Annotated in this window: 22 protein-coding genes; 8 read left to right on the top strand and 14 right to left on the bottom strand. The window is 71.3% G+C overall.

Translation table 11 applies throughout. The features are described from left to right. Positions 1-149: 149 nt before the first annotated feature. The gene (locus ACLQ3K_RS05815) at positions 150-791 is read right to left on the bottom strand and encodes an SGNH/GDSL hydrolase family protein (protein WP_425997750.1); all 642 of its coding nucleotides are present in this window, start codon (positions 789-791) and stop codon (positions 150-152) included. Between the two features lie 286 nt (positions 792-1,077). Next, complete coding sequence (locus tag ACLQ3K_RS05810) at positions 1,078-1,902, bottom strand: SGNH/GDSL hydrolase family protein (RefSeq protein WP_425997748.1); 825 nt, start codon at positions 1,900-1,902, stop codon at positions 1,078-1,080. 189 nt (positions 1,903-2,091) lie between these two features. Between ACLQ3K_RS05810 and ACLQ3K_RS05805 the strand changes: the two genes are divergently transcribed. Then, a complete protein-coding gene (locus ACLQ3K_RS05805) occupies positions 2,092-3,240 on the top strand; it encodes an FAD-binding oxidoreductase (protein ID WP_425997746.1) in 1,149 nt (382 codons plus the stop codon). Between the two features lie 133 nt (positions 3,241-3,373). On the opposite strand, the gene ACLQ3K_RS05800 is transcribed toward ACLQ3K_RS05805, so the two are convergent. Genes ACLQ3K_RS05800 through dnaK form a run of 4 tightly spaced genes read right to left on the bottom strand, consistent with a single transcriptional unit; the run spans position 3,374 to position 7,424 of the window. Beyond that, positions 3,374-3,769 carry a heat shock protein transcriptional repressor HspR gene (locus ACLQ3K_RS05800; RefSeq protein WP_224649868.1) on the bottom strand — a complete coding sequence of 132 codons (396 nt, stop codon included), beginning with the start codon at positions 3,767-3,769 and terminating at the stop codon, positions 3,374-3,376. A gap of 2 nt (positions 3,770-3,771) precedes the next feature. Then, positions 3,772-5,013, bottom strand: coding sequence for a molecular chaperone DnaJ (dnaJ, locus tag ACLQ3K_RS05795; RefSeq protein WP_425997743.1), 1,242 nt, complete (start codon positions 5,011-5,013; stop codon positions 3,772-3,774). 15 nt (positions 5,014-5,028) lie between these two features. After that, positions 5,029-5,580, bottom strand: a complete 552-nt coding sequence (gene grpE, locus ACLQ3K_RS05790) for a nucleotide exchange factor GrpE (protein WP_224649864.1) — start codon at positions 5,578-5,580, stop codon at positions 5,029-5,031. After that, entirely contained in the window at positions 5,580-7,424 is a 1,845-nt protein-coding gene (gene dnaK, locus ACLQ3K_RS05785; RefSeq protein ID WP_425997741.1) for a molecular chaperone DnaK, read from the bottom strand. Before dnaK ends, grpE begins: the two co-directional genes overlap by 1 nt. 461 nt (positions 7,425-7,885) lie before the next feature. On the opposite strand from dnaK, the gene ACLQ3K_RS05780 reads away from it, so the two are divergent. Further along, the gene (locus ACLQ3K_RS05780; protein WP_425997739.1) at positions 7,886-8,200 is read left to right on the top strand and encodes a hypothetical protein; all 315 of its coding nucleotides are present in this window, start codon (positions 7,886-7,888) and stop codon (positions 8,198-8,200) included. 237 nt (positions 8,201-8,437) lie between these two features. Here the strand turns inward: ACLQ3K_RS05780 and lon are convergent, their stop codons facing one another. Together lon and ACLQ3K_RS05770 are read right to left on the bottom strand one after the other, a co-directional pair. After that, entirely contained in the window at positions 8,438-10,777 is a 2,340-nt protein-coding gene (lon, locus tag ACLQ3K_RS05775) for an endopeptidase La (RefSeq protein WP_425997737.1), read from the bottom strand. A gap of 147 nt (positions 10,778-10,924) precedes the next feature. Beyond that, positions 10,925-12,943: a heavy metal translocating P-type ATPase gene (locus tag ACLQ3K_RS05770; protein ID WP_425997735.1), complete on the bottom strand. Its 2,019-nt coding sequence runs from the start codon at positions 12,941-12,943 to the stop codon at positions 10,925-10,927. Between the two features lie 68 nt (positions 12,944-13,011). Here ACLQ3K_RS05770 and crtI point away from each other — a divergent pair, with 68 nt between their 5' ends. Then, complete coding sequence (gene crtI, locus ACLQ3K_RS05765) at positions 13,012-14,460, top strand: phytoene desaturase family protein (protein WP_425997733.1); 1,449 nt, start codon at positions 13,012-13,014, stop codon at positions 14,458-14,460. A 62-nt stretch (positions 14,461-14,522) separates the two neighbouring features. Here the strand turns inward: crtI and ACLQ3K_RS05760 are convergent, their stop codons facing one another. From ACLQ3K_RS05760 to ACLQ3K_RS05750, 3 genes are all read right to left on the bottom strand, one after another. After that, positions 14,523-15,848 (bottom strand): MFS transporter, encoded by a 1,326-nt coding sequence (locus ACLQ3K_RS05760; RefSeq protein ID WP_425997731.1) that lies wholly within the window; start codon positions 15,846-15,848, stop codon positions 14,523-14,525. Positions 15,849-16,006: 158 nt separating this feature from the next. Beyond that, positions 16,007-16,486, bottom strand: a complete 480-nt coding sequence (locus ACLQ3K_RS05755) for an SRPBCC family protein (protein ID WP_425997729.1) — start codon at positions 16,484-16,486, stop codon at positions 16,007-16,009. 11 nt (positions 16,487-16,497) lie between these two features. Further along, positions 16,498-16,836, bottom strand: coding sequence for an ArsR/SmtB family transcription factor (locus ACLQ3K_RS05750; protein WP_425997727.1), 339 nt, complete (start codon positions 16,834-16,836; stop codon positions 16,498-16,500). 157 nt (positions 16,837-16,993) lie between these two features. On the opposite strand from ACLQ3K_RS05750, the gene ACLQ3K_RS05745 reads away from it, so the two are divergent. The 4 genes from ACLQ3K_RS05745 to ACLQ3K_RS05730 are packed head-to-tail and all read left to right on the top strand — an operon-like array spanning position 16,994 to position 20,799. After that, entirely contained in the window at positions 16,994-17,890 is an 897-nt protein-coding gene (locus ACLQ3K_RS05745) for a metal-dependent hydrolase (RefSeq protein ID WP_224649846.1), read from the top strand. After that, positions 17,887-19,023 carry a PDR/VanB family oxidoreductase gene (locus ACLQ3K_RS05740; protein ID WP_425997725.1) on the top strand — a complete coding sequence of 379 codons (1,137 nt, stop codon included), beginning with the start codon at positions 17,887-17,889 and terminating at the stop codon, positions 19,021-19,023. Before ACLQ3K_RS05745 ends, ACLQ3K_RS05740 begins: the two co-directional genes overlap by 4 nt. Positions 19,024-19,033: 10 nt before the next feature. Continuing rightward, on the top strand, positions 19,034-19,930 hold the full coding sequence (locus ACLQ3K_RS05735) for an alpha/beta fold hydrolase (RefSeq protein ID WP_425997723.1): 897 nt from the start codon (positions 19,034-19,036) through the stop codon (positions 19,928-19,930). Further along, the gene (locus ACLQ3K_RS05730) at positions 19,927-20,799 is read left to right on the top strand and encodes an alpha/beta fold hydrolase (protein WP_425997721.1); all 873 of its coding nucleotides are present in this window, start codon (positions 19,927-19,929) and stop codon (positions 20,797-20,799) included. The genes ACLQ3K_RS05735 and ACLQ3K_RS05730 overlap by 4 nt, the downstream gene beginning before the upstream one ends. 219 nt (positions 20,800-21,018) lie before the next feature. Here ACLQ3K_RS05730 and ACLQ3K_RS05725 read toward each other — a convergent pair whose 3' ends face one another. The 3 genes from ACLQ3K_RS05725 to ACLQ3K_RS05715 all read right to left on the bottom strand — a co-directional run bounded on the left by ACLQ3K_RS05725 (position 21,019) and on the right by ACLQ3K_RS05715 (position 23,345). Then, positions 21,019-21,315, bottom strand: coding sequence for a PadR family transcriptional regulator (locus ACLQ3K_RS05725; protein WP_425997719.1), 297 nt, complete (start codon positions 21,313-21,315; stop codon positions 21,019-21,021). 26 nt (positions 21,316-21,341) lie between these two features. Continuing rightward, complete coding sequence (locus tag ACLQ3K_RS05720) at positions 21,342-22,349, bottom strand: hypothetical protein (RefSeq protein WP_336669733.1); 1,008 nt, start codon at positions 22,347-22,349, stop codon at positions 21,342-21,344. 177 nt (positions 22,350-22,526) lie between these two features. After that, the gene (locus tag ACLQ3K_RS05715) at positions 22,527-23,345 is read right to left on the bottom strand and encodes a phytoene/squalene synthase family protein (RefSeq protein ID WP_425997717.1); all 819 of its coding nucleotides are present in this window, start codon (positions 23,343-23,345) and stop codon (positions 22,527-22,529) included. 59 nt (positions 23,346-23,404) lie between these two features. Between ACLQ3K_RS05715 and ACLQ3K_RS05710 the strand changes: the two genes are divergently transcribed. After that, positions 23,405-24,274: an exodeoxyribonuclease III gene (locus ACLQ3K_RS05710; protein ID WP_425997715.1), complete on the top strand. Its 870-nt coding sequence runs from the start codon at positions 23,405-23,407 to the stop codon at positions 24,272-24,274. The last annotated feature ends 11 nt before the right edge of the window (positions 24,275-24,285 follow it).

Here is a 24,285-nt window from a genome sequence, read left to right as displayed (position 1 = left end):
CGCAGAACCTTGAGTCTGTTCCACTCAACCCACGGATTCCGAGTGACCCATCCCACAGGTCCGACGGTCGCGTTGAAACATCACCGTGAGAATCCGGAGATCGGCAGGGTTTCGCACGCGTAACGGCGCGATGCGCGGAGATCTTTCAACTACGCCAGCGCCGCGACGCGCTCCGCGAGCTTCTGGTGTGCGGCGGCGTCGGGGTGGCCGTCGCTGCTGGTGCCGTACACCCACCCCTCGCTGAGCGGGGAGATGACGGAGATCGACGGATCGACCGCACGGGCGGCGCCGACGATCGCGGACTCGGTCGCGCGGGCGTTCGGCCCGCTGCCGTGGACGGACGGGAAGACGGTGATCAGCGCGACCTTGGCCTTCGGCGCCTGCGAGCGCACCGTGGTGATCACCTGCCGCACCTGACTGTCGATCGCAGCCGTCGAGGCGCCCACGTCGTTGGACCCCGCCTGAACCACGACGAGCGCCGGGTCGCGCTCCGGGAGATTCGCAGCCCGGGTCAGCCCGGCGATCGCGCCGTCGTTGTAACCGGCGCCGCTGCGGGCGCTGAGGTACACCGATCGCCCGGCGATGGCGCTGATCATGCGCGGGTAGGCGACGACGCCCTCGACCTCGTAGCCGGTCGAGATCGACGCCCCGATCACGACGATGGGCCGGGAATCCGCGGTGCGCACGACGGTGCCCGGGTCAGCGGCAACGGTGCCCGCGGACGCCCCGCCCACCGACGCGATCACCACGGCTCCGATTCCGACCATTGCACCGAAACGCGACACGCTCATGCCGACATCTTGACACAACAGGTGTCACATGCATAACTTCCGCGACTTTCTTCACACAAGTCCCGTGCGCACCGCTCCTCAGTGTCACGACCGGCGAGCCGTCCACCCGCCACCCTGGCGTATCAGGTGCGGAGGATCTCCCGCACCCGAAACACTCCAGCGCACCCGGCATGCCGGGTGCGCTGGAGTGAAAGAGGTGCGGGAGATCCTCCGCACCCGCAATACCCGCGAGTGATGCCCGCAGCGGGCAGGTCGTCCCGTCGCAGGCGCTGGGTTGCGGCTCGAGTCAGACCAGGCTGGAGACGCGCTCAGCGATCCGCAGGTGCGCGGCGGAACCGGGGTGGCCGTCCTCCGAGGAGGTGTAGTTCCAGCCCTCGCTGAGCGGGGAGATCACGACGACGCTCGGGTCGACGGACCGGGCCGCGCCGATGATCGCGGCGTCCGTGGTGCGCGCCGCGTCGCCGCTGTGGATCGACGGGAACACCGTGACCACGGCGATCTTCGCGCCGGGCGCCTGCTGGCGCACCGTCGAGACGACCTGCTGCACCTGGCCCGCGACGAGAGCAGGCGGCGCGCCGACGTCGTTGGTACCCGCCTGGAGCACGACCAGCGACGGGTTCTGCGCGGGCAGGTTCGCGGCGCGGGTGAGGCGCGCGATGGAGCCGTCGGCGTAGCCGGCGCCCACGCGGGAACTGACCTGGACCGGGCGGCCGGAGAGCGCGGCGACGCGGCGCGGGTAGGCCTGCGCGGACGAGACCTCCTTGCCCGAGGAGACCGAGGCGCCGATCACGACGACGGGGCGCCGGTCGGTGGAGCCGCCCCGGACCGCGGCGGGCTTCGCCGCAGCCGGCCTCGCGGCGGGCTGCGCCGCCACGGCCTTCCCGGAGACCGGCTTGGCCACCGGCTTCGCAGCCACGGGCCGGACAACGGCCTTGGGCACGACGACCGGCTTCACGCGCTGCACCGCCGCGGAGGCGGTGGGAGCATCGGCGACCGTCCCGGTGTCGGCGGAGGCGGACCCGGCGGCGATCGGCGCGAGGGCGATGCCCGCTCCGAAGGCGATGCCGTATCCGATGCGGCGCACGCGGCGGCTGACTCGCACAGCGATCATGGCGGTGGAACCCTCTCTTCGAGCTCATCGATCCCCTCGGCACGGTGTGCGCGCCCGGGAGAAAGATACTCGACGGCCCGGTTCGGCGCAGCACTGGGCGCGCCGTCCGCGCAGGGGCGTGACGAACGCAAAGCCGCAGGTAGGATGGGGCCGTCAACGAGCGGTTCGGAAGGCAGGAGCGGAGCGGCAGTGGGTTCGCATGCACGGCACGGTCTGGCGCAGATCGCGGCCGATCTCCGGCCGGTGGCGGACGACTTCACCAAGGGCCTGTTCGCCCGCCTCTTCGCCATGGACCCGTCGCTGCGCGACCTCTTCCCCGCCAGCATGTCGGGGCACCGCGCGACGTTCATGCGCGTGCTCGACCACGTCTTCACCTCGATCCCGAAGACCGACGGGCACGACGAGCTGATCGAGTTCCTCGCGCAGCTCGGGCGCGATCACCGCAAGTACGGGCTCACCGAGGCCCACTACGAGACGATGTCGACGGCGCTCATCGCGGAGGTCCACGCCGTGTACAAGCCGCACGGCGGGCTCGACGAGGAGGACGCCGTGGTGCTCGAGCAGGGCGTCCAGCTGCTCACCGGCGTGATGCGCGGCGGCGCGCACTCCGATCCGACGCCCGCCCGCCGCACCGCCCGCGTGGCGGAGGTGCTGCGTCCGCACCCCGGCCTGTCGGTGGTGCGCCTCGTCGCCGACGAGCCGCTGCTCTTCCGGCCCGGCCAGTACGTCGAGACGCACATCCCGCAGGTGCCGCGCGTGTGGCGCCCCCTGTCGCTGGCGATGCCGCCGAACACGCAGGGGCAGCTGGAGTTCCACGTCCGCGCGGTGCCGGGCGGCTACCTCTCCAGCACCGTCTTCGGCGAGACCCGCCCGGGCGACGTGTGGCAGTTCGGGCAGGTCCACGGGCTCCTGCGGCCCGACGGTGACCGCCCCATCACGATGATCGCCGGCGGCACCGGCCTCGCGCCGATGAAGTCGATGCTGCTCGCGATGGCCATGAACGCCGACAACCCCGACGTGCACCTCCTCGTGGGGGCGCGATCGCCGGGGCTGCTGTACGACTCGGATTCGCTGGCGCCGCTGGCGGCGACGAATCCGTGGCTCAAGGTGACGCAGGTGACGGACGCACGACGGGATCCGTGGTGGCTCAAGCATCCCGCCACCGCCTACCGCGCGCTGCCGCTGCGGCACGGCTCGCTGGTGGACGCGATGGACGGCCTGGATCTCACCGGGCACCGCGTGCTGATCGCCGGCCCGCGGGGCCTGCTGCGCGCCGCGAGCGAGAAGGCCGTGGCGCGGGGCGCCGCGGCCGAGGACGTGGTGCACGACCCGCTGTGAACCGGCGCCGTCCCCGGGGACGTGCGACGGCCCCGGGGTCGTCGGACTCCCGGGGCCGTGGCACGGACATCTGATCAGGGCTTGCGGCGACTCCGCGGCTGCCGGACTCCCGGGGCGGAGGAGAGGGCCGCCCTCAGCCGCCGCGGCGGCTCCGGGGCTGCCACACCACCATGGCGCTGGATTTCGGCACGTGCACGAGTTCGCCACCGCGCCGGACGTTGTCGACCTGCGCGGCGAGTTCCTCGACCCGCCGCTGCAGTGCGTCGACCTGATTCGTCAGGTCGATGATCCGCTTGATCCCGGCGAGGTTCACGCCCTCGTCCTGCGAGAGTCGCTGCACCTCGCGGAGCAGGTCGACGTCGCGCGAGGAGTAGCGCCGACCCCCGCCCGCCGACCGCTCGGGCGTCACGAGCCCGAGGCGGTCGTACGTGCGGAGGGTCTGCGCGTGCATCCCCGCGAGCTGCGCAGCCACCGAGATCATGAACACGTGCGCGTCCGGGTCCTCGGGGAACTGCTGGTCGACGTTCATCGCTACGCCCCCGCAGGACTTCCGGCGCCGGCCCAGCCGCCCCGCGGGTCGAAGCCCGCGGCGCGCTCGGCCTCCGCGTAATCGCGGAGCGCCTGCTGCGCCCGCTCGTCGAGCGACGGGGGCACCGCGACCTGCACCTTGACGAGCAGGTCGCCGTGGCCGCCCGCCCGCTTCGGCACGCCGCGGCCGCGCACCCGGAGGGTGCGACCGTCGGTGGTGCCGGCCGGGATCTTCACGCCCACCGGCTGTCCCAGCGTGGGGACGGTGACGGTGGCGCCCAGCGCCAGCTCCGCGAAGCTCACGGGCAGGGTGACGAGCAGGTCGTCGCCGTTGCGGGTGAAGACCTCGTCGGCACTGACGTGGACCGTGACGAACAGGTCGCCCGAGGGCGCCCCGCGCATCCCGGCCTGCCCCTGGCCGGCCAGGCGGATGCGCTGGCCGTCCTTGACGCCGGGCGGGATCTTCACGTTCACCGTGCGGGTGCGCACGGTGACGCCGGTGCCGTTGCAGTCCGAGCAGGGGTCGTCGATCACCGAGCCGGTGCCGCGGCAGTCCGGGCACGGCTCGGAGAAGCTGAACGCCCCCTGGTTCCGGCTGACGAGCCCGGAACCGTTGCAGGACTGGCACACCCGCGGGCTGGTGCCCGGCTTGGCGCCGGACCCGTGGCAGGTGGTGCACGGCGACGGCGAGGTCAGCGTGATCGGCGTGGTCACGCCCAGCGTCGCGTCCCGGAAGCCCAGCGTCAGCTCGGACTCCAGGTCGCTGCCGCGGCGCGGCCGCGTGGGCTGCGGGCCCGGGCCGGAGCCCTGCCCCGCGCCACCGCGGTTGAACAGGCCCTCGAAGATGTCCCCGAAGCCGCCGCCTCCACCGTTGCCGGAGGCGGCACCGTCGAAGATGTCCGAGAACGAGAACCCGCCCGAGCCGCCGCCGGTGTTGCCGAAGCCGCCGGTGCCGAAGCCGCCACCGCCGCCGTAGCCGCCCGCGCCGCCGGAGCCGAAGCGACCGCCGCCGAACAGGCGCCGCGTCTCGTCGTACTCCTTGCGCTTGGCCGGATCGGAGAGCACGGCGTGCGCCTCGGAGACCCGCTTGAACCGCTCCTCGGCCTGCGTGTTGCCCGGATTCGCGTCCGGGTGCAGCTCACGGGCCAGCTTGCGGTAGGCCTTCTTGATCTCGTCGGCACTCGCACTGGAGCTGACGCCCAGCTCCTTGTAGAAGTCCTGCTCAACCCATTCCCTCTGTGCCACTGGGCATCACCTCCTTTATTGCTCGTCCTGGCTCGGGGCCTCCGCCGGACGGTCGACCACTGCGACCATCGCGTTACGGATCACCTTGCCATCGATCTGATATCCCTGGCGCAGTACCGCTCCCAGAACGGGATCGGCACCGTCGCCCTCGTGCTGCACGGCCTCGTGGATCGCGGGGTCGAACTCGTCGCCCTCCGCGCCGAAGGACTCGAGACCGAGGGTCTTGAGCACGCCGTCGAGCTTGTCGGACACGGACTTCAGCGGCCCGGCCTCGAGATCGCCGTGGTTGCGCGCGCGCTCCAGGTCGTCGAGGACCACGAGCAGCTCGCCGACCACGAAGGCCTTGCCCGCGGCGCGGGCGTCCACCACGTCGCGCGCGGTGCGCTTGCGGTAGTTGGCGTACTCGGCGGTCACGCGCTGCAGATCGGCGGTGAGTTCCGCCTCCTTGTCGGGCGCGGCCTCCTCCACGATCTCGGCGTCGGCCGCGGCCGCGGCGGATTCCTCCGCCGCGACCTCGGACTCCGCGGTCACCTCATCCGGTTCCACCGGATTCTCGGGACTCGTCATTACTTGGCGTCCTTCGGGTCCTCGTCGACGACCTCGGCGTCCACGACGCCGTCGTCCTGCTGGGCGCCGGCGTCGGCACCGTCGGCCTGCGCCTCAGCGGCACCGGCCTGCGCGTACAGCGCCTGGCCCAGCTCCTGCGACTCGGTCGAGAGCTTCTCGACGGCGGCCTTCACGGCGGCGATGTCGGTGCCCTGGAGCGCCTCGTTCGCCTCCTTGATGGCGGCCTCGACCTTCTCCTTGTTCTCGGCCGGGACCTTGTCCTCGTTCTCCTTGAGGAACTTCTCGGTCTGGTTGACCAGCGACTCGGCCTGGTTGCGGGTCTCCGCCTCCTCGCGACGAGCCTTGTCCTCCTGGGCGTGCGCCTCGGCATCCTTGATCATCCGGTCGATCTCCTCCTGCGACAGACCACTGCCGTCGGAGATCTTGATGGTGTTCTCCTTGCCGGTGCCCTTGTCCTTCGCGGTCACGTGCACGATGCCGTTGGCATCGATGTCGAAGGTGACCTCGATCTGGGGCACGCCGCGCGGCGCCGGCGCGATGCCGGTCAGCTCGAAGCTGCCGAGCAGCTTGTTGTGCGCGGCGATCTCACGCTCGCCCTGGAAGACCTGGATCTGCACCGACGGCTGGTTGTCGTCGGCCGTGGTGAAGGTCTCGGACCGCTTGGTGGGGATGGTGGTGTTGCGCTCGATGAGCTTGGTCATCACGCCGCCCTTGGTCTCGATGCCGAGGGACAGCGGGGTGACGTCGAGCAGCAGCACGTCCTTGACCTCGCCGCGCAGTACGCCGGCCTGCAGGGCGGCGCCGACGGCGACGACCTCGTCCGGGTTGACGCCCTTGTTGGGCTCCTGGCCGCCGGTGAGCTCCTTGACCAGCTCGGTCACGGCGGGCATACGGGTGGAACCACCGACGAGCACGACGTGGTCGATGTCGCCCACGGCGATGCCGGCGTCCTTGATGACCGCCTGGAAGGGCTTGCGGGTGCGCTCCAGCAGATCGTTGGTGATCTTCTGGAACTCGCTGCGCGACAGGTTCTCATCGAGGAACAGCGGGTTCTTGTCCGCGTCCACCGTGATGTACGGCAGGTTGATCGACGTGCTCTGGCCCGAGCTCAGCTCGATCTTCGCCTTCTCAGCGGCCTCACGCAGACGCTGCATGGCCATCTTGTCCTTGGTCAGGTCGATGCCGTGCTGCGCCTTGAACTTCTCGACGAGCCAGTCGACGACGCGCTGATCCCAGTCGTCGCCACCGAGGTTGTTGTCACCCGAGGTCGCGCGGACCTCGACGACGCCGTCGCCGATCTCCAGCAGCGAGACGTCGAAGGTGCCGCCACCGAGGTCGAAGACCAGGATGGTCTGCTCCTTCTCGCCCTTGTCCAGGCCGTACGCGAGCGCGGCGGCGGTGGGCTCGTTGACGATGCGGAGCACGTTCAGGCCCGCGATCTGGCCGGCCTCCTTGGTGGCCTGGCGCTGCGCGTCGTTGAAGTACGCGGGCACCGTGACGACGGCGTCGGTGACGTCCTCGCCCAGGTAGGCCTCGGCGTCGCGCTTGAGCTTCATCAGCGTGCGGGCGCTGATCTCCTGGCTGGTGTAGTCCTTGTCGTCGATCTTCTGCGTCCAGTCGGTGCCGATGTGGCGCTTGACCGAGCGAATGGTGCGGTCGACGTTCGTGACGGCCTGGTTCTTGGCGGGCTGACCCACCAGGACCTCACCGTTGCGCGCGAAGGCCACCACCGAGGGGGTGGTCCGCGAGCCCTCGGCGTTCGCGATCACGACCGGGTCGCCGCCCTCGAGGACAGCGACGCACGAGTTGGTGGTGCCGAGGTCGATGCCTACTGCACGTCCCATATTGATTTGCCTCCTGAATAGTTCTGCTACAGATCCAGACTTCAGCGCCCCCGACTCAAGGGGCGAACACTTCAGTTCTACCCCATTGAGCGGATCACGCTCAAGTAGTACGTTCTGTCCAACGGACGACCGGACGGGAATGTTCCCGATTTCGCGAAAAAGTTGAGCGCGGGTCGCTCAAGGTGCGTTCTCCCAGGTCGCGCAGTCCGAAGGTGCCGGTGACATCCGCTCCGTCCCCCGCGCGGCGGCCACGTCCCCCACGCGGCGGCACCTCCCCCACGGGAAGCCGGTCGTCTGATGGGGGACGATTCGTCCCCCGCGCGGCGTGCACTTCCCCCTGCGCAGCTTCGCAGGCCGTCACGCCGCATTACCGGCCGTCACGCGAACCGCGGGGGAATCCCAGGGGTCGACTGGGTAGTTCCACGGATCCGCCGCCACGTCGAACCGAGTGGACTGGACGCATGACGAACACGGTCTACACCGAACACCGCGACGCACTTCGCACCCGCGTCGCCCGAGCAGCACTCTTCGCCTGCGGCGGGGCGTACGGGTGCTTCATCCTGGTCGTCGCCGGCGCGCTGAGCAACAACCTGGACCACTTCGACTCCCTACTCGGTGCAGCGGTGATCCTCGCTCTCGCGACTCCCGTACTCGCCGCGATCGGCAGCTTCTGGGGACTCGGCCCGTGCCGTATCGCCTGCACCACGGTGCTCCTCATGACCGGCCCAGTCGTCGCGATAGTCCTCGTCACCGTGCTCGCGGCCGCGTCGAACTGAACCGCGTTTCGCGCAGCACGGGCACACCGGACGGAGTTCGTCCCCCGCGCGGCGCCGAATCCCCGCGGATCCGTTCGCTCCCCCACGACAAGCCGCTCCCCTGGTGGGGGACCGGCCGTCCCCCGCGCGGCGCCGAATCCCCCACCGGACGCCAGCCCTCCCCACCGGACGCCGACCTCCCCCTGGAACGCCGAGCGGGCGGGCCGCCGAAGCGACCCGCCCGCACCGTCGAACCTGTTAGGCGGCGACCTGCGCGCCCTCGGACACCGGCTCGAGGGCCAGCGCGACGATCTCGGCGACGTCGACCATGGGCTTCACGTCCAGCGCGTCGAGGACCTCGGCCGGGACGTCGTCCAGGTCGGGCTCGTTGCGCTGCGGGACGAACACCGTCTTCAGGCCGTTGCGCTGCGCGGCCAGCAGCTTCTGCTTGACCCCGCCGATCGGCAGCACCCGGCCGTTCAGCGTGACCTCGCCGGTCATGCCGACGTCGCTGCGCACGCGCCGCCCCGTCAGCATCGAGACCAGCGCGGTGACCATCGTGACGCCCGCCGACGGCCCGTCCTTGGGGACGGCGCCGGCCGGGAAGTGGATGTGCACCGTGCCGTTCAGCGCGGCCGGATCGATGCCGAAGTCGGCGGCGTGCGCCTGCACGTACGACAGGGCGATCTGCGCCGACTCCTTCATCACGTCGCCGAGCTGGCCCGTCAGCTTCAGCTCCGGGCCGGACTCGCCGGGCGTGTGCAGCGCCTCGATGAACAGGACGTCGCCGCCCATGCCGGTCACGGCGAGGCCCGTCGCGACGCCCGGCACCTCGGTGCGCTCCGCGGTCTCCGGGGTGAACCGGGGCCGGCCGAGGTAGCCCTGCAGGTCCCCGACATCGACGACGGTGCGCCCGCCCTCCGAGGAGGAGGACTGCTCCACCGCGACCTTGCGCAGCGCCTTCGCCAGCAGCCGCTCGAACTGCCGCACGCCCGGCTCGCGGGTGTAGTTCGCGGCGATCTCGCGCAACGCCTCGTCGGTGACGGTCACCTCGTCGGCGGTGAGCGCGGCCCGCTCGAGCTGCCGTGGCACCAGGTAGTCCCGGGCGATCGCGACCTTGTCGTCCTCGGTGTAGCCGTCGAGGGTGACGAGCTCCATGCGGTCGAGCAGCGCCGACGGGATGTTCTCCACCACGTTGGCCGTCGCCAGGAAGACGACGTCGGACAGGTCCAGATCGAGGTCCAGGTAGTGGTCGCGGAAGGTGTGGTTCTGCGCGGGGTCGAGGACCTCGAGCAGGGCAGCCGCGGGGTCGCCGCGGTAGTCGGAGCCCACCTTGTCGATCTCGTCGAGCAGCACCACCGGGTTCATCGCTCCGGCCTCGCCGATCGCGCGCACGATCCGGCCGGGCAGCGCGCCGACGTAGGTGCGACGGTGCCCGCGGATCTCGGCCTCGTCGCGCACGCCGCCGAGTGCCACGCGCACGAACTTCCGACCCAGCGCCCGGGCGACGGACTCGCCGAGGGAGGTCTTGCCGACACCGGGAGGGCCGGCGAGCACCATGACGGCGCCTGAGCCGCGGCCGCCGACCAGCGACATGCCGCGCTGCGACCGGCGCGACCGAACGGCGAGGTACTCGACGATGCGATCCTTCACGTCGTCGAGGCCGTGGTGGTCGGCGTCGAGGATCGCCCGCGCGCCGGCCAGGTCGTCCGAGTCCTCGGTCGTGACGTTCCACGGCAGGTCGAGGACGGTGTCGAGCCAGGTGCGGATCCAGCCCGCCTCGGGGCTCTGGTCGGTGCCGCGCTCCAGCTTGCCGACGTCGCGCAGCGCCGCCTCGCGGACCTTCTCCGGGAGGTCGGCGGCCTCGACGCGGGACCGGTAGTCGTCGGCACCGTCGGGCTCGTCCTCCCCGAGCTCCTTGCGGATGGCGTTGAGCTGCTGCCGGAGCAGGAACTCCTTCTGCTGCTTCTCCATCCCGTCGCGGACGTCGGAGGCGATCTTGTCACTCACCTCGGTCTCGGCGAGGTGCTCGCCGGTCCAGTCGATGAGCCGCTGCAGGCGCGCGTCGACGTCGCCGGTCTCGAGCAGCTCGCGCTTCTGCTCGTTCGTCAGCCAGGACGAGTAGCCCGACGTGTCCGCCAGCGCGGCGGGGTCGGTGAGCCGATTGACGGCGTCGATGACCTGCCACGCCTCGCGGCGCTGCAGCATCGCGAGCACGACCTTCTTGTACTCGGCGGCCAGCTCGCGGGTGCGCTCGGTGACGGGCGCGTCGTCGACGAGCTCGACCTCGACCCACAGGGCCGCGCCGGGGCCGGTGGTGCCGGAGCCGATGTGGGCGCGCTGCTCGCCGCGGAGCACCGCGACGTACTCGGACTGCCCGGGAACGCGGCCGACCTGCACGATCGACGCGACGACGCCGTGGGTCGGGTAGCGGTCGTCCAGCCGCGGGGCGATGAGGAGCTTGCCGCGCTCGCTCGCGCGGCCGGCGTCGACGGCCGCCTGCGCGGCGGCGTCGTCGAGGGGGATCGGCACGACCATGCCGGGGAGCACGACGAGGTCGGGGACGAAGAGAACGGGCAGCGAGATCTGCTCAGACATGGGACCTCCAAAGTTCAGTCTGCCCCGCTCAACGCCGACGCCCGGCCGGGTTGTTCCGGCCGGGCATCGACGTTCGCCCTCAGCGGATTTCAGGCCGCCGCAGGCTCCCGCTCCGGGCGCACCTCGTGCTCCGCTGCGCTTCCCCGATCACGCGGCCACGGGCTCGCGTTCGGGGCGCGCCTCGTGCTCGACGCCCTCGTGCTCCCTTCCCACCTCGAAGCGCAGCAGCCGCAGCGCGTTGGCCACGACGATGAGCGTCGAGCCCTCGTGGATGAAGACCACCGGCCCCATCGGCATACCGAGGAAGGTGACGATCACCAGGAACACGACGATGCCGAGCGCGGCGATGAGGTTCTGCCGGATGATGCGGCTGGTCTGCCGGCTCAGCCGCACCGCGAAGGGCAGGCGGCCCAGGTCGTCGCTCATCAGCGCGACGTCGGCGGTCTCGAGCGCGACCGCGGAGCCGGCGGCGCCCATCGCGATGCCCACGTCGGCCTGCGCCATCGCGGGGGCGTCGTTGACGCCGTCGCCGACCATTGCGCACCGTCGGGCGTCCGGCCCGGCGCCGGACAGGCCCCGGACGTGGGTCACCTTGTCCTCGGGCAGCAGCCCGCCGAGCGCGCGGTCGACGCCCACCTCGCGCCCCACGGCCTCGGCCACCTGCTGGTGGTCGCCGGAGATCATCACGATGTCGGTCATGCCGGACTCGCGCAGCCGGTCGAGCACCTGCCCGGCCTCCCGACGGGGCGTGTCCATCACGCCGATCACGCCGAGGAAGCGGCCGCCGCGGCGCACGATCATCAGGGTGCGGCCGCCGGCCTGGAGCCGCTCGACGTCGGCGGCGACGGCACCGTCGATCTCGATGGCGGCGTCGGTGAAGAGGCGCTCGTTGCCGATCTCGACCCGCTCCCCGTCGACGAGGGCGCGGACGCCGCGTCCAGTGACGGACTGCAGGTCGGAGGCGGTGAGCACCGTCGACGTGCGGGCGGCGACGGCCTCGGCGACCGCGGCCGCGAGCGGGTGGTCCGAGAGCTTCTCGACGGCGAGGGTGGTCGCGAGCAGCTCGTCGAGCTCGACGCCGGGCGCGGCGACGGTGTCGGTGACCCGCGGCTCGCCCCAGGTGAGCGTGCCGGTCTTGTCGAACGCGATCGACGTGACCCGGCCCAGCGTCTCGAGCGGGGCGCCGCCCTTGACGAGCACGCCGGCGCGGGCCGCGCGGGCGACGCCGGCGAGCACGGCCGACGGGGTGGCCAGCGCCAGCGCGCAGGGGCTCGCGGCGACGAGGACGGCCATCGCGAGGTAGAAGGCGTCGTCGAAGGGGTTGCCCAGCGCGAAGTACCCGACGGCGAAGACGCCGATGACGAAGGCGATCACCGCCGGCACGTAGATGCGCTGGAACTTGTCGAGGAAGCGCTGCGTGGGCGACTTGGCCTGGTCGGTGGACGCGACGAGCTCGACCACCTTGCTCAGCGTGGAGTCCTTCGCCAGCGCCGTGACCTGCACGACGAGCGCGCCGGAGCCGTTGACGGTGCCCGCGAAGACCTTGTTCTCGTCGGCGACGCGGCCGGTGCGGGCGGGATCGAGCGGCTCCTTCTCGACGGGCATCGACTCGCCCGTGACCGCGCTCTGGTCGATCGCGGACCGGCCGTCGACGACCACGCCGTCGGAGCTGACGCGGGCATTGGGGCGGATCAGCACGAGGTCGCCGACGGCGACGTCCTCCACCTGCCGGTCGACGAACTCGCCCGCCGTGGTCGACGGTCCGCCGACGTGCACCAGCGCGGTGCGGGGCGCGAGGCCGGCCAGGGCCTCGATCGACTTCGACGCGCGGGCCAGCGCGAATTCCTCCAGCGCGTGGCCGAGGCTGAACAGGAACAGCAGCACCGCGCCCTCGGCGAACCGGCCGATGGAGGCGGCGCCGATCGCCGCGACCAGCATGAGGAAGTCGACCTCGAACTTGCCGTTCAGCGTGGACTTGATCGCGGAGCGGATGGTGAAGAAGCCGCCGAAGAAGTAGGTGGCGAGGAAGAGGGCGGTGCCGACGTCGGGCAGCTTCAGGGCGTACTCGGCGATCATGCCCGCGGTGTAGGTGACGCCCGAGGCGATGGCGAAGCCGATCTCCCACCGCGCCGAGTGGCCGGATTCGTGGTCGTGTTCTGCGCTCATGTCCTGAGCGTATGCCACATATGCATACATTGCAATATGTTGCTGCGAGACCTTTCTAGACTCGTCCCGTGCACATCGGAATCATCGGGGCGGGACTGTCCGGACTGTCGGCGGCGCTGCACCTGCTCGGGGCGGGCCACGAGGTCACCGTGATCGAGCGGTCGCGACACGTGGGCGGGCGCGCGGGCACGGTGCGGATCGGCGGCCACGTCGTCGATCCGGGCGCGAGCGTGCTGACCATGCCGGAGCTGGTCTTCGACGCCCTCGCGGCGGGCGGCCTGGACCGGTTCGCCGCCGAGGACGAGCTGGACCTCCTTCCCGTCACGCCCGCGTACGCGGGCCGCTTCCCCGCGCTGGACGGCCTGCCGCCGAGCGTGCTGCACGTGCCCGAGGACCTCGCCGTCCCCGAGCACATGCGCTGGCAGCAGGGCATGTTCGACGCCGCGTACGAGCGGTTCATCGCCGGCGACGCCGCATGGGGCTCGTACGCGAACCCGCGCGACCTGGCCCGGCTCGGCGGGCTGGTGCGACGCGGCGCGCTGCGCTCGATGCAGCACCAGGTGGACCGCCGCGTCGACGACCCGCGCGCCCGCCGCATGCTCACCTTCCAGGCGCTGTACGCGGGGGTCGCGCCGTCGGCGGCGCGGGCGGTGTACGCCGTGATCTCGCACATGGACGTCGGCCTGGGCGTCTGGTACCCGCGGGCGGGTATGGGCTGGGTGGCGTCCGTCATGGCCCGGCAGATCCAACGGGCCGGAGGGCGGCTCCTCTTCGACCACGAGGTGATCGGCCTCGATGGCCGACGGGGCCGTGTGACGGGGCTGCGGGCCCGGACGATCACCCGCGTGCACCAGTTGCCGTTCGACGGGGTGGTGCTCACCGCCGACTCCCCCGTCACCGACCGGCTCATCGCGCCGCTCGGCGGGCGGGCGCCGCGGAGGGTGCGGTTGTCGCCGTCGGCGGTGGTCGCGCACCTCGACGTGGACCCGGACCTGCAGGACCACTGGCCCACGCAGGCCCACCACACGCTGGACTTCGGCGCCGCGTGGGAGCGGACGTTCGCGGAGATCACCGCGACGCGGGGCCGCGGGCGGCTGATGAGCGACCCGTCGTTCCTCATCACCCGGCCGTCGGTCACGACGGGCGAGCCCGGGCCGGTGAGCGTGCTGGCCCCCTGCCCGAACCTGGAATCGGCGCCGCTGGACTGGGACGCGATGGGCACCGACTACGCGCGCGACGTGCTGCGAACCCTGGAGGGCCGCGGCTACCGCGGGATCTCCGACGCGGAGGTGATCCACGTGGACACCCCCGCCGACTGGGCGCGACAGGGCATGTCGGCGGGCACCCCGTTCGCCGCGGCCCACACCCTCACCCAGACGGGGCCGCTGCGCCGCCCGCAGCGGGTGCCCGGCCTCGCGAACGCCGTGCTCGCCGGGTCGATGACGCACCCCGGCGTCGGGGTGCCGCCCGCGCTCATCTCCGGCCGACTGGCGGCGGAGGCGATCAGTTCCTCGTGAAACCGGCTGATTCCTCGGTCACGAGGGAAGATTCGGCCTCGTGCCGCGGTATTCGGCCGGTTTCACGAGCGCAGCGCGGCGGAGGCGGCGAGGGCGGCCAGGCAGACGACCGCCGCGAACACCATTGCTCCGGGCAGCGCGCCGCGGGCGAGCACCGCGGCGGCCGCGGCCGCACCGAACGCCGAGCCCAACTGCCGCGTCGTGTTGAAGACGCCGGCGCCCGCGCCCACCAGGTCGCGCGGCAGCTCGGAGGTCGCGAGCAGCGACATCGGGCCCCACATCATCGCGCTGCCCACGCCGACCACCGCGGCCGGCACCGTCAGCCACCCGGCCGGCAGCGCCGCGGCGAGGACGGCCACGAACAGCGCCAGGCCGAGGGCGCACACCGCGAGACCGGCCGACAGGACTCCGCGCGGGTCGCGCCGGCGCAGCGACCGCCCGACCCGCGGCGCGAGCAGGGCCGAGACCAGGGCCGTCGGCGCCAGCAGCAGCGCGGCGCCGCCCGGCGAGACGCCGTGCCGGGCCTGCGCGTAGAGCGTCGCCGGGAAGACGTAGGCGGTCACCCACGCGCCGGCGAGCAGGTTGACGCCCGACGACGCGGCGAAGCTGCGAATGCGGAAGAGCCGCAGCGGGACGAGCGCGTCCTCGCTCCGTCGGCGCTGGCGGGAGAGGAAGGCGAGAGTCGCTGCGGCGCCCCCTGCGAGCGCGATCCACGGCGTCGCGCCGGGTCGCCCGAGCTCCTGCAGACCGAGGATCAGCCCGAACACGGCGGCTGCGGACAGGACGGCCCCAGGAATATCGAGCCGGCGGGCGTCCACCGTCGACCGCGGGACGAACCGCAGGGTAAGGACGATCCCCGCGACGCCCACGGGGACGTTGAGCCAGAACACCCAGCGCCAGCTCGCGACGTCGGCGAGGAGGCCACCGAGGAGCGGGCCCGCCAGCGTCGCGACGCCGGTGACGGAGCCCCAGACGCCGAGGGCCGCACCGCGGGTCTCGATCGGAAAGACGAGGGTGATGATCGCCATGACCTGCGGCGTCATCAGTGCCGCGCCGATCCCCTGCACGACGCGCATCGCCACCAGCACGCCGAGAGTCGGCGCGAAGCCGCAGGCGAGCGACGCGAGGAGGAAGACGGCGAGGCCGAGTAGGTACATGCGGCGGTGCCCGAACCGGTCACCGAGGCGGCCGCACAGCAGCATCGGGACGGCGAAGGCGAGCAGGTACGCGGACGAGACCCACAGCACCGAGCGGACGTCGGCGTGCAGGCCGTCCATGAGGCGGACGGTGACGACGGATAGCGCCGTCGCGTCCACGAGGATCATGGCGTAGCCGAGGGCGAGAGCGCCGAGCGCGGCCCACCGGTCGGCGGAGACGGACGTGGACATGGGCGTGGAGGTACGCAAAAGGAGAGACTCCTGACACGGGAGGCACGGATGGGGGCATCCGTCGACGCCGCGCAGGGCGTCGACACGTGTCAGGAGTTCATGCGCGGCAGCCTATCCCGGGACGACGGGGCGCCGTCAACGGGATTTCCGGCACACGCTCAGAGCAGGGCGTCGATCTGGTTCATCGCCTGGGTCATGCCCTCCTCCATGCCCATCTCGAGGACCTGCTCGAGCTGCTCGAGCGAACGGTGCGTCGCGGTGAGGGTCATGCGCGTCACGTCGCCGGCGGGCGTGATGACGACGGTGGTCGTGGAGTGGTCCTCGGGGTCGACGGGCTCGCCGTCCTCGCCGGCGAAGCCGTCGCGGAAGGTGAAGGTCGACGGGGCGTCGGTGGACACCGTCGAGAACCAGCCGCCGGCCTTGGTGCCGTCCGGGCCGGTCATGTAGTAGCGGGACTCGCCGCCGGGCCTCAGCTCGTGCCGGACGAAGGTGGCGGGCCATCCGGGCGGGCCCCACCACTTCTCCAGCAGCCGGGGGTCCTCCCAGAGCTGCCAGACGCGCTCCGGGGAGGCGGCGAACTCCGCCTCGAGGGTGAAGGTGAGCGCCTCGCGATCGGCGCCGGTGGTGAGCACGGGCATGACGGAACTCCTCAATCGGTCGGGGGGTCGAGCAGCGCGTCCATGCGCGCGACTCTTCCCCGCCACAGGTCCTCGTATCCGCGCAGCAGGCGGGCGCCGCGCGCGATGGTGTCGACGTCCGGGCCGACCAGGGCCTCGCGCCCCCGCCGGGTCTTGACGACCAGGCCGGCCTTCTCCAGCACCGCCACGTGTTTCTGCACCGCCGCGAAGCTCATCTCGTAGCCGCGGGCGAGCTCCGAGACGGAGCACTCCCGCTCGATCACCCGGACGACGATGTCGCGCCGGGTGCGATCCGCGAGGGCGTGGAAAAGGCGGTCCGCCTCGTCCGGTGCCAGTTCATTTACAACCATCGAGTTGTACGTTACCGCCGTCACATCCGGCCTGCAAGAGCTTCGGCCCGGCCACCCGAAAGTGATAGGTTCCGTGCCGAGTGCTCTCACAGCCGGTAGCGCTCACTGGACATCAGGGTGTTGAATGTCAAGACACCCACGTGGAAGGAGTCGGACGATGAGTTCGCGCACATCGGCCCAGCAGCACGAGCCCGCGGAGGTCGAGATCCACGCCCGGAACGTGGAGTTCGACTGGGAGAACGTGCCGCTCGAGTGGATCCCCGGCGAGCCCGTGGCCAGCGACATCATCAGCAGCATCCTGCACTCCGTCCTTCCCGAGGGCGAGCGCTGGTTCTGCGAGGTCTACACCGAGGCGCTGCCCTTCGTGAAGGACGAGAACCTCGCCCGCACGATGCGCGGCTTCATCGGCCAGGAGGCCATGCACGCCGAGTCGCACGACCGCGCCCTCTCCGAGTACCTGCAGCGCTGCGGCATCGACACCCAGCCCGTGGCCCGGCAGTTCGAGTACATCTTCCGCAAGATCCTCGCGCCGCGGACCTACCACTCGGACCGCGCCCAGTACAACGACATGGTGCAGCGGCTCTGGCTGATCGCGGCGGTGGAGCACTACACCGCGATCCTGGGCGTGTTCGCGCTGAACAACGCCTGGGACGACTTCGACGTGGACCCGACGATGGCCGACATCTGTCGCTGGCACGGCGCCGAGGAGGTCGAGCACCGGTCCGTCGCGCACGACGTGGCGAACTACTTCGACCCGAGCTACTTCCACCGTTGCCGCGCGATGATCGTCGGCATCGTCTTCCTCATCCTCGCGCTGCACCGCACGTCGGGCTACATGCTGCGCAAGGATCCGAACTTCAGCTACTCCTACCCGCGGCTGTGGTGGGAGTACCTCAAGGGCTCCCGCAAGAACATCCTGCCGAAGCTGCGGGACGTCGTGAAGTTCACGCTCATCTACTTCAAGCCGAGCTTCGATCCCGCGTCGATCGGGTCGACCGCGCAGGCCGTCGCGTACCTCGCGAAGTCGCCGGCCGCCCGGGCGGCGAACGGATGACGGGCGAGCGCAAGGCACCGTCGGTCTTCCGCCCCTGGGGCGAGCCCGTCACGGAGATCCCTCCGCACCTGTACGGCCGCTGGAAGCGGGATCCGCTGCTGCGCTTCGCCAACGCCTTCTTCGGCGTGACCATCCCGGCGTTCGCGCACCTGATGAAGCCGCGGCACCTGGCCGAGCCCAGCACCAGCCGCGACCTGCGGGTGGTCTCGCGCGAGATCGTCGCGCACGACAAGGACGTCGTCGCCCTGACCTTCGTCTCGGCCGACGATTCCCCGCTCCCCCGCTGGACGCCCGGCGCGCACCTCGACCTGCTGCTGCCCTCGGGCCGCATGCGCGAGTACTCGCTGTGCGGCGACCCCGCGGACCCCGATACCTACCGGATCGCGGTGCGCCGCATACCGAACGGTGGCGGTGGTTCCGTCGAGGTGCACGAGACCCTGCACGTCGGTGCGACGGTGACCGTCAAGGGGCCCCGCAACGGCATGCCGATGGCGGTGCCGGGCCACGGCTCCTCCGCGGAGCACCTGCGGTTCGTCGCCGGCGGCATCGGCATCACGCCGATCCTGCCGATGATGATCGCCGCCGAGCGCCTAGGACTGAGCTGGTCGATGCTCTACTCCGGTCGCTCCACCGACACCATCCCGTTCATCGCCGAGGTGGAGCGGTTCGGCGACAAGGTGGAGATCCGGACCGACGACGAGCACGGCATCCCCACCGCCGAGACCCTCATCGGCGAGACCCCGGGCCCGACGGCGCTGTACGCCTGCGGCCCGATCCCGATGCTCGAGTCCCTGCGCGTGGGCCTGATCGGCCGCACGGACGTCGAGCTGCATTACGAGCGCTTCTCGGCGCCGCCGGTGGTGGACGGAAAGCCCTTCACCGCCACCCTCGCCCAGTCCGGACAGACCCTGGACGTGGCCGCGGACGAGACCCTGCTGGCCGCGATCCTCAAGGCCAAGCCCGACGCCCCGTACTCCTGTAAGCAGGGCTTCTGCGGCACCTGCCGGATGACGGTGACCGAGGGCACCGTCGACCACCGGGACAAGACCCTGACGCCCTTCGAGCGGGAGCAGGGACAGATGCTGACCTGCGTCTCGCGCGCTGCCGGCGACCACCTGACCATCGATCTGTAAGGCGCACACCATGACCGATCAGCACCGCTTCGACGTGACCACGTCCGACGGCCTCACCCTGGCGGGCTTCCGCTACGGCACCCACGACGCGGCGCGCCCGACGGTGCTCGCGATCCACGGCTATCCCGACAACCACCACGTGTGGGACGGCGTCGCGGAGGCCCTCGACGGTCGCGCGAACGTCTACACGTTCGACGTGCGCGGCGCGGGCGACTCGGAGGCGCCGGCCGGCAAGGCCGGGTACCGGTTCGACCGCCTCATCTCCGACATCTCGCGGGTGATCGACGCGGTGCGCGAGGTCAGCGGCGACCGCTCGAAGGTGCACCTCCTCGGCCACGACTGGGGCTCGATCCAGGGCTGGCACGCCGTCGTCGATCCCGCGGTCGCGGACAAGACCGCCTCCTACACCTCGGTGTCCGGGCCGAACTTGAACCACGCGGGCGAGTACCTGCAGGGCGTGCGCAGCGCGAAGGAGCTGCCGGCGCGGCTGCGCCAGGCGGCGGGCTCGACGTACATCCCGTTCTTCCTCGTTCCGGGACTGGCGGATTCGCTGTACAAGCGCGGCTGGGGCCAGAAGCTGATCGAGACGCTGGAGAAGCGCGGCACCGGCGGCAAGGTCGCCGAGGGCTACACGCGCAGCGACCGCGACTTCACCAACGGCCTGAACCTCTACCGCGCCAACATGCCCGCCCCGTTCCTCAAGCCGGCGGACGCCACGACGTCGGTGCCCGTGCAGGTGGTCACGCCCGAGGGCGACCTGTTCGTCACGCCGCCGCTGCAGCTGGCCGGCCTGGAGAAGTCGCCGAAGTCGCGGCACGTCTCGGTGCCCGGCGGGCACTGGGTGGTCGCGCAGAACCCCGGCCCACTGGCCGATGCGACCTTCGAGTGGGTCGAGGCGAACCGGTGATCCGCAGCATCCCCGTCCGCGGTCGCTGGGTGCGGGTCCGCGAGTCGGGCGACGCGTCGCTGCCCACTCTGGTTCTGCTGCACGGCATCACGCGCAGCCTGGAGGACTGGGACCCGACCTTCGAGGCGCTCGAGGGGGAGTACCGGCTCATCGCGCCCGACCTCGCCGGGTACGGCTGGTCCGCTCCGCATCCCGACGGTGCCGGCCTCGCCGCGCTCGCCGACGGGGTCGCGGAGACCCTGGCTGCGCTGAACGTCTCGGGACCGGTGCACGTCGCGGGCAATTCGCTGGGCGGCGCGGTGACGATGATGCTGCTCGCCCGGCACCCGGAGCTGGTCGCGTCGATGACGCTCGTGGATCCCGCCGGCTTCGGCAAGGAGGTGACGCCGCTGCTGCGCCTGCTCGGGGTTCCCGTGCTGGGCAAGCTGATCGCGACCACGCCGAGCCGCCCCGGTGCGATCATCCAGGAGCGGTTGATCTTCGCCGACAAGTCCTACGCCACCCGCGCGCGTATCGACCACGCGATGGCCATCGCCCGGGAGACCGACGCCGGCCTCACCGCGTGGAAGACCGCGGACGAGCTCGGCTCCGTGCTGGGCGGCGTGCGCCAGGACTGGCGCGACGAGCTGCACCGGACGATCGCTCGGACCCCGCGGCCCACGATGGTGCTGTGGGGTGCGCGCGACAAGGTGCTGCCGCCCGTGCATCTCGAGGCCGCGCGGAGGCTCATTCCGCACGCCGAGGCGCACCTGATTCCCGGGGTCGGCCACATGCCGCAGCTCGAGTGCACGCGCGAGTTCGCCGCGCTGATCACGTCGTTCCTGCAGCGGAATCCGGTGGCGGAGCTGCCACAGGCCGCGTCGCAGTAGATCATCGGCGCCACCGCGGGGTGGTAGTCGTTCACGGAGGGTATGCGTCCAACGCATACCCTCCGTTCTCGTAGTGCCTCAGCAGTATTGGTGCGTGCGCCCGCGGAGCGGGCACGGCACTCACACCGGACCGCGGTCCTCAGCCCGCTTCCGCTTGCTCATACCGTTGCAACGCTATGAAGAAGCGGAAACGTCAGCGGGAAGCCTGATCGCGACGACTCAGCGCGCGGGCGCGGCCCCGAGCGCGGCGGCCGCCGCAGTGAACTCGCACCACTCCTCACGCAGGCGGGCGAGTTCCGCGCGGCCGGCGTCGGTGAGCTCGTACACCTTCCGCGCCGGGCCGGATTCGCTCTGCTCCCACTCGGCGACGATCCAGCCGTCGTTCTCCAGCTTCACCAGGGCGGGGTAGAGCTGCGCACCCTTGATCGGCTGCAGCCCCACCTCGACCAGCGCGGCGGAGACCCCGTACCCGTGCCGCGGCGCCGACTCCAGCACCCCGAGGATCAAGAGCGGCAACGTCGCTCTCTGCCACGCCGCGGTACTCACGCTGCAGCCCCCGGTGATGGTGCGTTCGGCCGCGCACGTCGAGCGCGAAAGGCGCTGCGCGCCGCCAAAGCCACCAGTCCGATGACGAAGCCGATGCGCAGCACGAGCCACACGCCGGTGTCACTCGGAATGAAGCTCGCCTGCAGCAGCGCGAAGGCGAACCACCCTGCCGCGCCCCACCAATACCTGCGGCCCGGCGTCGCCGGATCGTCTGCCACGAGCCTGAGTGCGAGAGCGTCGGGGCGGCCGTACTCGTCGAAAGCCGTGGTGGTCAGCCCTTCGCGCAGGGCGCGTTCGTGCTCACTCGCGGCGGCGCGTGGCGTTCCCTTCGCCATGAGCACGCCACGGAACCGTGCGAACCACTCATCGTCACTCCACGTCGTCTGCGGGGAACGCGGCGGAACGAGGCGGGCGACGAAAATCGCCAGAACACCGGGAAGGAGGAGTGCGAGTGACGCTCCCCACCGCGGTAGGTCGGCTACCACCACGACGCCGCGTCCAGACCACGAGACCTGGGACGCGCCGACCAGCACCGCGACGATGGCGGCCGCCCCGAGGTATGCCGCCACCCCGATTCGCCCCGCGACGAACTGCATCATCGCAGCTCCCCCCAGGATCAGTCCGGCGACGATGGCGAGGCCCACTGCAAGGATTCCCACGGTGACATCCACGGGTCCGCCGCCGCCGATCTGAAGCCTGACCGCCGCGATGACACCGATGACGAGCAGCCCCGCGCCGCCGTACGCCAGTGCTTCGCGCGCCCCGGCACCATCCGCTTCCTCGGCCGCGGCATCGGCATCCTCGAGGTCCGGGGCGTCAGCCGCCGCCGCCTCGGCGGGGTCGCCGAACAGCTCCGCCGCGGGAACATCGGCGGCGCTGACCGCGGCGATGAGTTCGGCCTGCCGCGCAGCGGTGGACGACACAGGCACTCCCAACCTGGCCAGCCCGAGGATGTACCGCCCCGCCCACGCCCGGTCGTGCTCAGGCCAATCGTTCACCGCCATCTCGACTCCTACCTAGATCCAATTTGTATCTAGGTATAGCAGTCGGCTCTACGGCGAACAACACCATCGGCGGGGAGGTGATGCGGATACTGCATAGCAACGCGGCCGGAGACACGTCGTGAGCAGGCGTTTCACGGGTATGCGGCAGGCGCATAGCCATTCAGAACGACTACCGCATCAACGCGAGGAGGAAAGCGAGCGGGCGATCACCGCCGCCTTCCGTGGCCCGGGGACGCGGACGCGGCCGGATCGCGCACCGTCGAGCCCGGCGGCCCGGAGACGGACCAGGAGCTCGCCGTAGAGGTCCGCGGCGACGCGGACGCCGCGCTGCACGTCCCGCGGGAGCCGCGCGATGCCGGCACGCCCGGCGGCGAGGTCGGCGACGGCGTCGTCGAGGGCCTCGTCGTAGGCGCGCTGCGTGAGCTCGGGCAGGTAGGCGCGGCCGAGGCGGAGCTCGTCGTCGGTGAGGTCGCGGAGGAAGTTGACCTTCTGGAACGCCGCGCCGAGGCGCGCGGCGTCGGGGGCCAGCCTGTCGTAGTTCGACGGTGCGACCCCCACCAGGTAGGCGCGCAGGCACATGAGCCCGACGACCTCGGCGGAGCCGTGGATGTACTCGGCGAGGGACTCCGCCGTGTGCGGGGCGGGGGTGAGGTCGGCGCGCATGGAGGCGAAGAAGGGCCTGGTCAACTCCGTCCCGAAGCCCGTCGCGCGGGCGGTACCCGCGAAGGCGTGCACCACGAGGTTCGCGCTGAAGCCCTCTGCGATCGCGCGCTCCACGGCCTCCTCGAGCGCGTCGAGATGAGCCCGTGGATCTGTGGGGCAGGCACCGTCGACGATCTCGTCCGCGACCCGCACCAGCCCGTAGATCGACGTGATGTGGTCGCGGACGCGATGCGGCATCAGGCGGGCGGCCAACGAGAACGAGGTGGAGTAGTCGCGGATCACGACCGCGGAGGCCGCGACAGCGGCGCGACCGTATCGTTCGGCGGAATCCATGCCTCCAGTCTCCCGACCGCCCCGCCGGGCCTGTCAGGGCACCCCGATACGGTGGGGGCATGCGCGTCGCCACGTGGAATGTGAACTCGGTCAAGCAGCGGCACGGCAGGCTGCTGGAGTGGCTGGACTCGCGTCGGCCGGACGTCGTCTGCCTGCAGGAACTCAAGATGACCGACGACGCCTTCGCCACCCTCATCGGCCCCGATCTCGAGGAACGCGGCTACGAGTTCGCCACCGCGGGGCAGCCGCAGTGGAACGGCTCGGCACTGCTGTCCAAGGTGGGCCTGGAGGACGTGATCGTCGGAATCCCCGGTGGGCCCGCGTTCGACGGGATCGTCGAGGGGCGTGCGATCTCGGGCGTCTGCGACGGGATCCGGGTGCACTCGCTGTACACACCGAACGGCCGCGAGATCGATTCCGACCACTACGCGTACAAGCTCGAGTGGCTCGCCGCCCTCGTCGCGCAGGTGAAGGCCGATACCGTCCCCCAGCTGGTCTGCGGCGACATGAACATCGCGCCCACCGATGCCGACGTCTTCGATCCGGCCGCCTTCGCCGGCCACACCCACGTGACGGCGCCCGAACGCGCCGCCCTGGCGGCACTCGCGGACGCCGGCCTGCGCGACGTGGTGCGCGATCACTGGCCGGACGAGCAGGTGTTCTCGTACTGGGACTACCGCGCCGGCATGTTCAACAAGAACCTCGGCATGCGCATCGACCTCATCCTTGCCAGCGGCGAGGTCGCCGACCGCACCGCCGCGGCCTGGATCGACCGGCAGGCGCGCAAGGGCAAGGGCCCGTCGGACCACGCGCCCGTCATGCTCGACCTCGACGCGGCACCGGACGGCGACGTGGGCCCGATGGTGCCGCCACCGTCGGCCGGGCGGGTCTCGCCCAAGGGCGCGAAGCTGCCCCAGGCCAAGGACTGACAGCTTCATGT

Source organism: Tsukamurella sp. DT100 (assembly GCF_049844855.1).
In the GTDB taxonomy this organism is placed as follows: domain Bacteria; phylum Actinomycetota; class Actinomycetes; order Mycobacteriales; family Mycobacteriaceae; genus Tsukamurella.
This window is presented reverse-complemented; position numbering and strand designations above follow the sequence as displayed.